Here is a 9,545-nt window from a genome sequence, read left to right as displayed (position 1 = left end):
TCACCCGTCCGCCACTAAATCCCTAAGGATTCCGTTCGACTTGCATGTGTTAAGCATACCGCCAGCGTTCATCCTGAGCCAGGATCAAACTCTCCGTTTTGGTTCGTTTGCTTCTTTTAGCTCTCTTGACCGTCTTTTTCAACCTCGGTCAGGTTATTTTCTTTACTGACGCAGGGTACTTGTTGTATACTGTCTTTCAAACTATAATATTTTCAAGGTTCGGTGTCCTTCCGAGTTCGCTTTGCGGCGTTCTCTCTCCGGCACTTATTTAATATATCGAACCTCCTTTACAATGTCAACTCTTTTTCCAACTTTTTTCTGGGAATTTTTTTAACGGCTCAAAACTGCTCACAATGCTGGGTTTAGGCAACAATGGTTTATGAATTGTTGACTTAAGGAAGAGTAGAGCGTGAATTTTCAGTCAGTAATAGCTATATTGCATCAGTTTTGGGGCGATCGCGGCTGCTTAATTGCCCAACCTTATGACATGGAGAAGGGTGCAGGTACTAAGAACCCCCATACTTTTTTAAGGGCGTTAGGGCCAGAACCTTGGTCTGTGGCTTATGTTGAACCTTGTCGTCGTCCAACAGATGGGCGTTACGGCGAAAATCCGAACCGCTTCCAGCACTACTATCAATATCAAGTGTTGATTAAGCCTTCACCCGATAATATCCAGGAAATCTATCTTGATTCGTTGAGGGCGTTGGGTATTCGTCCCGAAGACCACGATATTCGTTTTGTGGAAGATAACTGGGAAGATGCAACGGTGGGGGCTTGGGGTACTGGCTGGGAAGTCTGGTTAGATGGAATGGAAATTACTCAATTTACATATTTCCAACAATGTGGGGGAATTGATTGTCGTCCGGTGTCGATTGAGATTACCTATGGATTGGAGAGATTGGTGATGTACCTCCAACAGGTGGAAGCAATTACGAATATCCAGTGGACGGACAATATTACATATGGTGATGTTCATCTTCAGGGTGAGATTGAACAGTGTACTTACAATTTTGAAGCGTCGAATCCAGAGATGTTGCTGACGCTCTTTAACTTATATGAGCAGGAAGCTACTCAATTAACTGAGAGAGGCCTTGTTTTACCCAGCTTAGATTATGTAATTAAGTGTTCCCATAGTTTCAACCTGCTCGATGCACGAGGTGTAATTTCAGTAACAGAAAGAACTCGCTACATTACGAGGATTCGGCATTTGGCGAGGAAGGTGGCTCATTTGTATGTTGAGCAAAGAGAAAAGTTGGGATTTCCACTTCAGATGACTACTGTTGGTACGAAATAGAAATAATGTTAGCGTTACCGGGTTTAAACTGGTAACGCACAAACTCTGAGGCTATCTTCTGTTATATGTTAATGCTCATCATGATCAATTCCAGTGGAATCCCAGGCTGAATTTTCTTACGATTCTTCCAAATCAGTTCCTTCAATTCCACAGGTCCAACTTCCATGACAGGATTATAAAGAACATGAGAAAGCGTCCACATCAATGTAACTTGAGAGGCATTCTTTTTGAATACACTCAAAGGATCATAAGCAGGATTTTTATCATCCCATAGACCGATAGCTGTATATTCAATATCGCCACCATCATCGTACTGCTTATTATTGACCCAAGAATGGAAGAATGTGCAGTGATAGATAATATATACGCACAATTGCTTCAAATCGTCGATGCTCTTAATAGCAAGAGTTCCCAATTCTGGTTTTAAAATTGAGTGTTCTATCAAATCTGTGGACATACCTTCAATTTCTGACCAATTAGCTTGGATAGCTGCTTTATTTTTTTGGAAGAAATTTCTGACATATTCTTCTAAAAGATTCCACATCGCCAAAGCAGCTTTGTCAAAATGATTGTTATCAATTCGATCTGGTAAGGCTTGAATCGAGGGTTTCCAATGGTAAGAAAGTTGGCTAACATACTCTGTAAGAATTTCGTCTACTCCTGTTGGCTTCACTACAGAGGCCTCAGGGATAAAACCTGTCTCTCCTATAATCAATGCAGCGCCAAGTTTGTTAATATTGAGCAACCCTTCCAAATGAGGCTCAATCAGTTGTTTGATCGGATGATTCACAATATTCCGATAAAATGCCATTGCGTACTGATCCATATTCATATGAGTACGCCCTAAATGGGACTGTATCTCGTGGAAGACAAACTCAGCACTGCGGAATAATTTTTTCGACCATTCCCACTTCTCATCACTAGGAACGTGAGTTGATGTGATTCCATCTAAAGAAAACTGAATTGAGTGAACTTGCAATTCAGCTTTTTTCAATATGAATCGAGCTTCGATGACATCAGGCAAAATACCAGCAGGATCTTTTTGATAATCAGCGCAATTGTAGCGCACTACGTATTGCCAAGGTTTTCTCTGAACTCGATTGAGTTTACCAGGGTTAAAGCCATTTAAGCGACGCTCTACGAAAAATTCATTGCTGAATTTATGGGGATGACACCTGGTTAAGTTTGCTGGCATCCATTTAGTAACATTCGCTCCCATCATACCAAGCACGCCGTAAATACCCGATAAAGGAGGTGTTGGTGGTGTTGCGGACGGAGGATTAAGCGTCACCATTTTTGTCAGCGCAGCATAATGAAGTGTAGGCTGTACATTTTCTGGTAACGGGCTATTGAAATCAAATCTCGCTATGTCTTTTCCTGGTGTGCCGTAGTAGACAAAGATATCTTTAGGGCTTGGGGAATTGGTGTTTGCACTCATAATTAATTCAGCAGGGTTGTGTTGTTGTTTGTTACGTATATTCGCAAAAATTTAATATATGACTGAGCATATATAATTAATCGAGCCTGTTTCTTTGCTAGATTGTGCTAATATCAGTGCTAAATTTGCGGGAGCATTGTAAAAATTGAATTGTAGTGGTTTAGCAATTTCATTAGGAATGATTGACTTAACTGAAATTAATGGAATATTTCATAATGGGCAAACTACTTCATCCCAAAATATTGTGCAATCTTTAGCTCATTCATTGCACTCAAGAGACGGTTAAATTCCTCGTAACTGGACTTGTAAAATATACGGTCATTCACGGTTTTTAACCTGCTGACAAAAAAGGAATGGGTTGCTCGCATCCCGTCCTGCTTTACCACTTGTTCAAAAGCTAAGGCAATTTCCGATATTAGTTTCTGAAAGACCAGATCAATATCCCGAACCAGAGGATCATCTTGATGCTTAATTGGCAAATCTTGAAACATAGGCAATATTTTTCCCCGGCTGTATAGGCTTAAGTTCGGTTTTTACACTGTTTTGTATTTAATTGTTTGCTAATTTTTAACTATTGACGATAGTATTACTTACTGTCAAAAAAGTGAGAAATGTTTTAATTTTCTTAATGATTACGACTTAAATACTCAAAATCAATCTTTTTCTGTTGGTAATAGATAGGAAAACAGAAAAAATTTAAGTATTTTTATTAAAAACTGATTAAATTACTTAAGACATAATTAGGTTAAACTTAGTTAACTTTAAGAAAAGTAAAGAAGATGAGCGAAAAATTGAGTGAACTGCTAGAACCAATTGCGGCTTGGTTTCGTTCACTGGGTGTTCCTGAACTGATTGTGCATTGGGGACATCCAGTGATGATGGGAATTGTGATTTTTGTAGTGGGGATTTTTGTGGGAGTGGCAGGTTGGCGTGGTAAGTTACTGGAGGGTAAGGATAAAGATGCAGCCATTAAAAACCGTAGCGCCCATCGTCAGTTAGCTCCTTGGTTGTTTGTATTCTTGGCAGGTGGATACATTGGTGGGGTTTTGTCGTTGGTGATGCAGCGAAAACCACTATTAGAAAGTCCTCACTTTTGGACTGGTTCGCTGGTGTTGATACTGCTATTAATTAATGGTGTAATTTCTCTAAGTGGATTTTTTGGTAACAAAGCCAGTTTACGTGCGGTTCACGCTTATTTAGGGACTACAGCACTGGGAATTATGTTTCTTCATGCTGTATTAGGGTTAAATTTGGGTATATCTTTGTGATGATGTTATTGCCAAAGCCACCAAAGATGAATTATTTGTGTGAAAAGCAGATTAAGTATTTATAAACTTTTCTACAGGAAAGTTGATCGGGTATTTTCAATGCTAAGTGCTTTGGCAATAAAATTTTATGATGCAGACTAGTGGAATAATTATTTGTCTTAGTTATATTTTGGGCTTGCTGTTTACAGCAATTCCTTGGGGTGGTGTATGGATGTTGGTTATGGGTGCAGTGGGAGCAATTCTATTTCCCAGAATATATGCTAATCCCCGGAAATTTACCCTTAAACAAGAAAATGCTCTGACCAAAAGCAGGTCAGTAGCTAACGGTTGGACAAATGTTGCTCATCCTAACGTATGGCTAATAGCTGGCTTAGTTGGGGTTTTAGCAACTTTATATTTTCAATTGCGGATACCACAACCAGGGATTAAGGATATTAGTCAGTTTGTTTCTGGGGAAAATAATAGTAATCAAGAACAATTGGTGATTGTACGTGGCAAAGTTGCTAGTAATCCCCGTTTGACTCGCAGTCAGCGGGGACAGTTTTTGCTGGAAGTGACACAGATGGATGAAGTAAAAAATGCCACAAGACCAGCAGAGGCACCAAAAGGGGTAACAGGTAAATTATATGTGACAGTACCCATACTTCAGGTTACTGGTTTATACCCTGCTCAACAAATTGCTGTGACAGGGATTTTATATAAACCGCAAGCAGCATTAAATCCAGGTGCTTTTGACTTTCAGAAATATTTAAAACAGGAAGGTATTTTTGCGGGTTTGATTGGTAAACAGATAAATTTCATTGATGAAGAGAGAAAATGGGGCTGGTGGCTCTTAAGGGAGCAAATTGTGCGATCGCAAGTTCGTTGGTTGGGTGTTCCCGAAGGACCACTTGTCAGTGCTATGGTTTTGGGTAATAAAGCTGTTGATTTACCCTACGATATTCGTGATTTATTTGTGAAGGTGGGGTTAGCTCATGCTTTAGCAGCGTCTGGGTTTCAAACTTCCTTAATTTTGGGTGTAATTTTACAACTGACAAGGCGTGCAAAAAAGAGAACACAGATTATTCTCGGCTCATTGGGTTTAGTTATTTTCCTCTGTTTAGTAGGGTTTCAGGCTGCGGTACTGAGAGCCGTAATTATGGGTTTTGCAGCCTTGATTGGTTTGGCCTTAGATAGGAAAGTTCAGCAATTGGGGTCATTGCTACTGGCAGCTACACTATTATTGTTATTTAATCCTCTCTGGATTTGGGATTTAGGCTTTCAACTCAGTTTTTTGGCAACACTGGGATTAATTGTCACCGCATCACCAATCACTAAACGATTGGATTGGTTACCACCTGCGATCGCATCTTTAATTTCTGTTCCTTTAGCTGCTACCATTTGGACTTTACCGCTACTGTTACAGGTGTTTAGTGTGGTAGGAGTTTACAGTGTGCCATTGAATATCATCACTACCCCATTAATTTCTGTTATTAGTATCGGTGGCATGATTAGCGGTTTAGTAAGTTTAATCTTGCCAGATTTAGGAAGTACTGTAGCGAGTTTTTTATATTACCCAACCCATTGGTTAATTCAACTAGCCGAATTTTTTGCAAATCTACCTGGAAGCTCAATTGCAGTTGGTAGTATATCTACTTGGCAAATGCTGATGGTTTACGGATTAATTATATCTACTTGGTTAGTGCGGTGGTGGCAAAAAAGATGGTGGTTTGCTTATTTAATTTCTGTGGCTTTAGTACTCATCCCAGTTTGGCATTCTGCGAGTAATTTATTACGAATCACATTATTAACAACGGATACTGAACCAGTTTTGATCATTCAAGATCGAGGCCAAGTCACTCTAATTAATAGCGGGGATGAAGGTACAGGAAGATTCACTATTCTACCGTTTCTACAGCAACAGGGTATTAATCGCATAGATTGGGCGATCGCGAGTAAATTCTTACCTAATCAAAGTGATGCTTGGTTAGAAGTTCTACAGAACTTACCGATTAAAAAGTTTTACGCCTATTCCTCTGGGCTAGAAAATAATATTGAATCTCAAGCAATTCAACAAAAACTGCAAAAGCATCAAGGATTTTATCAACCTTTAACATTAGGAGAAACTGTGAATACTGGTTCGACTCTTGCTCAATTTGTCAATGAGAAATTACCTATTTTACGATTACAGATTTTTGGACAAAATTGGTTATTAGTAAGCAGTGCCAAGTCTCAACAAATAGCAGAGTTAGTCAAAACAGGGGGTTTATCTCGTCCGCAAGTGCTTTGGTGTCCATCGGAATCTTTGAAGGATTTAGTTCTAGCACTAAAACCACAAGTTGCGATCGCTACTTCTAATAACCTGGATAGAGAAACTATGTCTGCATTAAATACAGGAAACACAAAATTGTTCTTCACAGGCAAAGATGGAGCTATTCAATGGACACCCAATGGTGACTTTGAAGGGTTTGTTCAAGTACAAGAAAACAAATCTTCAGGTTTGTAAGAAGTTTGGGGATAGCAGCGTAGCCATAATATCCTGAATCCAGATGCTATTATGATATAATGGCGTAAAATAGTATTGCCCTTGTTCACTAATATTTGGTGAATGAAAAATTGGAGAGGTGTCCGAGTGGTTGATGGTGACGCACTCGAAATGCGTTTTGGGGTAACTCAACGGGGGTTCGAATCCCCCCCTCTCCGTTGATTTTCTTAACTACGAACTGTTGCTGGCCAAAGTTCTCGCAATGCGGGTGGCATCATGTTAATAACATCTTCTATTTCTCCTGGGGAAACCCGTTGAGCCATAATCTTGAATACCGCACGCACCAAAGATTCAGCATCAACATCAGGATTAATGTTGTGGAAGTAATGACGGATATGGTTCAAAAATTCTTCCTGTGTCCGATCCTTGGTTTGTTTTGCGCCTGGTCGCCAATTTTCGTAGTAAAATCCCGCTAGTAAGATAGGTAACTGCGCTCCTAAATGAGCAGCTTCTTCTACTGTTAAGCGGTCCCGCAATGCGTGTAATGTCGCTCGCAACCCTTGGAAAACTTGGTGTTTATTTTCCCAACCCAATTCTTTTCCTAACTCATTGATCCAAGGAATTGTTTTCTGTACAGTCGCATCAAAAGTATCTAATCCTGTCATCGTCATAAATTTTACTCCTGTTTCTGTCGATATGCTGAAATAAGTCCGCCTCGAAACCCGATTATTACCAAAAATCATGGGTTTTCATGGGCTGTTTTCTCTTCAGCGCAATACTGTGAATTCTGTTTTTAATCTCAAAAACTAGTATCAGATCAGATTATAGAAATCCAGATATGTCCTTACTTCTAGCTAATGGAGCATGATTTTGTATCCATTCCTATATCTAGTAGGAGATTAAAAATAAAAAAGCTTCACTTTGGTAGCTGAAGCTAGAGAGTAGTAATCATGACTCAGCAGTGAAAACTCAGCACCACTGAATCAATTTTGGGTTAAACTAATCTCAGTGTGTGAGAAGTCAAAAATGCCAAATCGCAACCAGACGCAAGTATTTGCTTTAAGTTTTCTGAGTGTCTGTTTTTGTCTAGGTATTAGTTTAGGAGTAACGATCAAGTTTGGAAAAATACAGCAATCAGACGCTGCTGCGACAGAAATTCCCTTATTTTCCCCTGATTTCCCATCAGGTGTAAGTGAGGAGCAACAAACAATCACCATTAAAGCCGTTGGGGATATTATTCCCGGTACAAATTTTCCTAACTATAGATTACCAAGCGATAGCTACGCTCGCCGAAGGCATCGCAATCAGTTATTACCACAGTCCGTCAGAACTCAATTACAAGGACCCGACGACTTATAATTTTTTTTAAAATGGATTATCAGCAGCCAAACTTAACACAACCCATTCTTAATTCCCCGAAGAAGTAGAATTTGTTTCTTGAGTTGGTACTACCACCGCAGAAGAATCAGAACCCTGAGATGCTTTTGGTGTTTCAGGTATAACTACAGAATTTTTAGGTTGTGGTGCAGATGGTACGACAACAGAATTGTCTGGTTTTGCAGGTTTGGGTGAGTCGTTTTGGGGAATAGGAACTGGTGGGATATTTTCTGAAGCTTGTGTGGGAGCAACTTCAGGATATGATTTGGCTTCCCTGAGTTTCTCGCTTAGGGACGGTGTAGGAGTAACAACAGGTTTAGATCTGCGTTGCTTAGTTTTACGAGGTGAGGATTCGGAATAGTTATTTTGAGGTTTTTGAGTTGAGGATTCGGAATAGTTATTTTGAGGTTCTTGAGTTGAGGATTCGGAAGCAGCGCTACTACTATCAGGAGTTGGTTCTGGAGAAACACGACGATTGCGCTTACGTCGTTCATAAGTAGAGAAAGATGCAGATTCACGTCGAGAATCAGTTTGATTATCTTTACTTTCAGGTGACTGTGTATTCTTAACCACAGGTTTTGGTGTAGCAACTTCAACTTCTGGCTTAGGTTGCTCAGAAAGCGGCTGAGGCGCTAACTTTGACTGCGATTGAGGTAACATTTTCGTGAGACTAAATGCTGCTGTTCCCGTAATTAAAAATACTCCAATCCCGATAAATACCTTAGATACTCCTACTTTTTTTGGTATTCCTGTGACTTCCGTACTTGGTGATGGTGTGGAAAGAATAGTAGGTGCAGATTTATTTACCAAATTTTCTAACTTTTGGGTAGATAAATCTATAGTCGGTGCTGGTTGAGTTAGTAATTGCTGTGTTATGTCTGACCCACTTCCAGGTAGTATTTGCAGCCACTCTGCGACTGTGGGAGGACGAAAACGGGACTCAACCGCCATACCACGCATGACAGCTTGATTAACAGCTGCACTCAAGTGGGGTTGTAGTTCACGGGGAGAGGGCATTGGTTCGCGATCGCGCAATAATGATGGTAAAGGAACTTGTCCTGTTAACAGTGCATACAAAGTTGCAGCCAAACCATAAACATCCGTTGCTGGTGTACGAGGTGCTTGGGTTAAATACTGTTCAATAGGTGCATAACCCTCACTAACTAAACCTGTGTGGGTTTGCCTAACACCGCTATTAAATTCCCTGGCAATGCCAAAATCAATTAGCACGACCTCCTGAGTTCCTTGGCGGAGGATGATATTATCAGGTTTAATATCCCGGTGCAGCAAACCATTTTTATGTACTATTTCTAATGCTGCGCCAATTTGGCGGATATAATGAATTGCTATTTCTTCTGAAAGCGGTATTCCTGGTAAAACAAACGCTTCACCTAAATTTTCCCCAGGAATATATTCCATCACCATGTAAGGTAGCCCATCCTCAACAAAAAAGTCACTAACCCGAACAATATTGGGATGGACGCAAGAGGCTAATCTTTTGGCTTCGTCTTGGAATTGTAGCTCGAATTTGGGAAAATCAGAATGTTGTCGTAACCGTTCATTAATAGTCTTCATCACTACCTCTTGACCCAAGTAGTGATGCATGGCTTTAAAAGTAATACCAAATCCCCCTTTCCCTATTTCCTGGATAATGGTATATTTTCCACCTTGCAAAATTGTACCTGTTAACATCGGGAATCTGGA

At 40.1% G+C, this 9,545-nt stretch carries 8 protein-coding genes, 1 tRNA gene and 1 rRNA gene; 5 read left to right on the top strand and 5 right to left on the bottom strand.

Features of this window, described 5'->3' with window-relative positions; all coding sequences use genetic code 11:
• A 16S ribosomal RNA gene (locus H6G59_RS04375) occupies positions 1-100 on the bottom strand; the annotation flags it as partial.
• Between the two features lie 309 nt (positions 101-409).
• On the opposite strand from H6G59_RS04375, the gene glyQ reads away from it, so the two are divergent.
• Positions 410-1,294 (top strand): glycine--tRNA ligase subunit alpha, encoded by an 885-nt coding sequence (glyQ, locus tag H6G59_RS04370; protein ID WP_190711914.1) that lies wholly within the window; start codon positions 410-412, stop codon positions 1,292-1,294.
• Between the two features lie 61 nt (positions 1,295-1,355).
• Here glyQ and H6G59_RS04365 read toward each other — a convergent pair whose 3' ends face one another.
• Positions 1,356-2,732: a lipoxygenase family protein gene (locus H6G59_RS04365; RefSeq protein WP_190711913.1), complete on the bottom strand. Its 1,377-nt coding sequence runs from the start codon at positions 2,730-2,732 to the stop codon at positions 1,356-1,358.
• A gap of 224 nt (positions 2,733-2,956) precedes the next feature.
• The gene (locus H6G59_RS04360) at positions 2,957-3,223 is read right to left on the bottom strand and encodes a hypothetical protein (RefSeq protein ID WP_190711912.1); all 267 of its coding nucleotides are present in this window, start codon (positions 3,221-3,223) and stop codon (positions 2,957-2,959) included.
• A 288-nt stretch (positions 3,224-3,511) separates the two neighbouring features.
• Between H6G59_RS04360 and H6G59_RS04355 the strand changes: the two genes are divergently transcribed.
• The 3 genes from H6G59_RS04355 to H6G59_RS04345 all read left to right on the top strand — a co-directional run bounded on the left by H6G59_RS04355 (position 3,512) and on the right by H6G59_RS04345 (position 6,682).
• Positions 3,512-4,000, top strand: coding sequence for a DUF4079 domain-containing protein (locus H6G59_RS04355; RefSeq protein ID WP_190711911.1), 489 nt, complete (start codon positions 3,512-3,514; stop codon positions 3,998-4,000).
• A gap of 127 nt (positions 4,001-4,127) precedes the next feature.
• On the top strand, positions 4,128-6,485 hold the full coding sequence (locus H6G59_RS04350; protein ID WP_190711910.1) for a ComEC/Rec2 family competence protein: 2,358 nt from the start codon (positions 4,128-4,130) through the stop codon (positions 6,483-6,485).
• Positions 6,486-6,597: 112 nt separating this feature from the next.
• Positions 6,598-6,682 (top strand) — tRNA-Ser (locus tag H6G59_RS04345).
• Between the two features lie 9 nt (positions 6,683-6,691).
• Here H6G59_RS04345 and H6G59_RS04340 read toward each other — a convergent pair.
• A complete protein-coding gene (locus H6G59_RS04340; protein WP_127054493.1) occupies positions 6,692-7,135 on the bottom strand; it encodes a DUF2267 domain-containing protein in 444 nt (147 codons plus the stop codon).
• A 355-nt stretch (positions 7,136-7,490) separates the two neighbouring features.
• On the opposite strand from H6G59_RS04340, the gene H6G59_RS04335 reads away from it, so the two are divergent.
• Positions 7,491-7,823, top strand: coding sequence for a hypothetical protein (locus H6G59_RS04335; RefSeq protein ID WP_242038777.1), 333 nt, complete (start codon positions 7,491-7,493; stop codon positions 7,821-7,823).
• A 48-nt stretch (positions 7,824-7,871) separates the two neighbouring features.
• Here H6G59_RS04335 and H6G59_RS04330 read toward each other — a convergent pair whose 3' ends face one another.
• The gene (locus tag H6G59_RS04330) at positions 7,872-9,533 is read right to left on the bottom strand and encodes a serine/threonine-protein kinase (RefSeq protein ID WP_190711909.1); all 1,662 of its coding nucleotides are present in this window, start codon (positions 9,531-9,533) and stop codon (positions 7,872-7,874) included.
• Positions 9,534-9,545: the final 12 nt, after the last annotated feature.

Source organism: Anabaena lutea FACHB-196 (assembly GCF_014698305.1).
Taxonomy (GTDB): Bacteria; Cyanobacteriota; Cyanobacteriia; order Cyanobacteriales; family Nostocaceae; genus Anabaena; species Anabaena lutea.
Note: the sequence above shows the minus strand (reverse complement) of the source record. Positions and strands in the feature narration are given on the sequence as shown.

Excerpts from the sequence above, each read along its gene's own strand:
- H6G59_RS04330 (WP_190711909.1), bottom strand. The coding sequence starts at position 9,533 with ATGTTAACAGGTACAATTTTGCAAGGTGGAAAATATACCATTATCCAG.
- H6G59_RS04365 (WP_190711913.1), bottom strand. The coding sequence starts at position 2,732 with ATGAGTGCAAACACCAATTCCCCAAGCCCTAAAGATATCTTTGTCTAC.
- H6G59_RS04360 (WP_190711912.1), bottom strand. The coding sequence starts at position 3,223 with ATGTTTCAAGATTTGCCAATTAAGCATCAAGATGATCCTCTGGTTCGG.
- H6G59_RS04335 (WP_242038777.1), top strand. The coding sequence starts at position 7,491 with ATGCCAAATCGCAACCAGACGCAAGTATTTGCTTTAAGTTTTCTGAGT.
- H6G59_RS04355 (WP_190711911.1), top strand. The coding sequence starts at position 3,512 with ATGAGCGAAAAATTGAGTGAACTGCTAGAACCAATTGCGGCTTGGTTT.
- H6G59_RS04340 (WP_127054493.1), bottom strand. The coding sequence starts at position 7,135 with ATGACGATGACAGGATTAGATACTTTTGATGCGACTGTACAGAAAACA.
- H6G59_RS04350 (WP_190711910.1), top strand. The coding sequence starts at position 4,128 with ATGATGCAGACTAGTGGAATAATTATTTGTCTTAGTTATATTTTGGGC.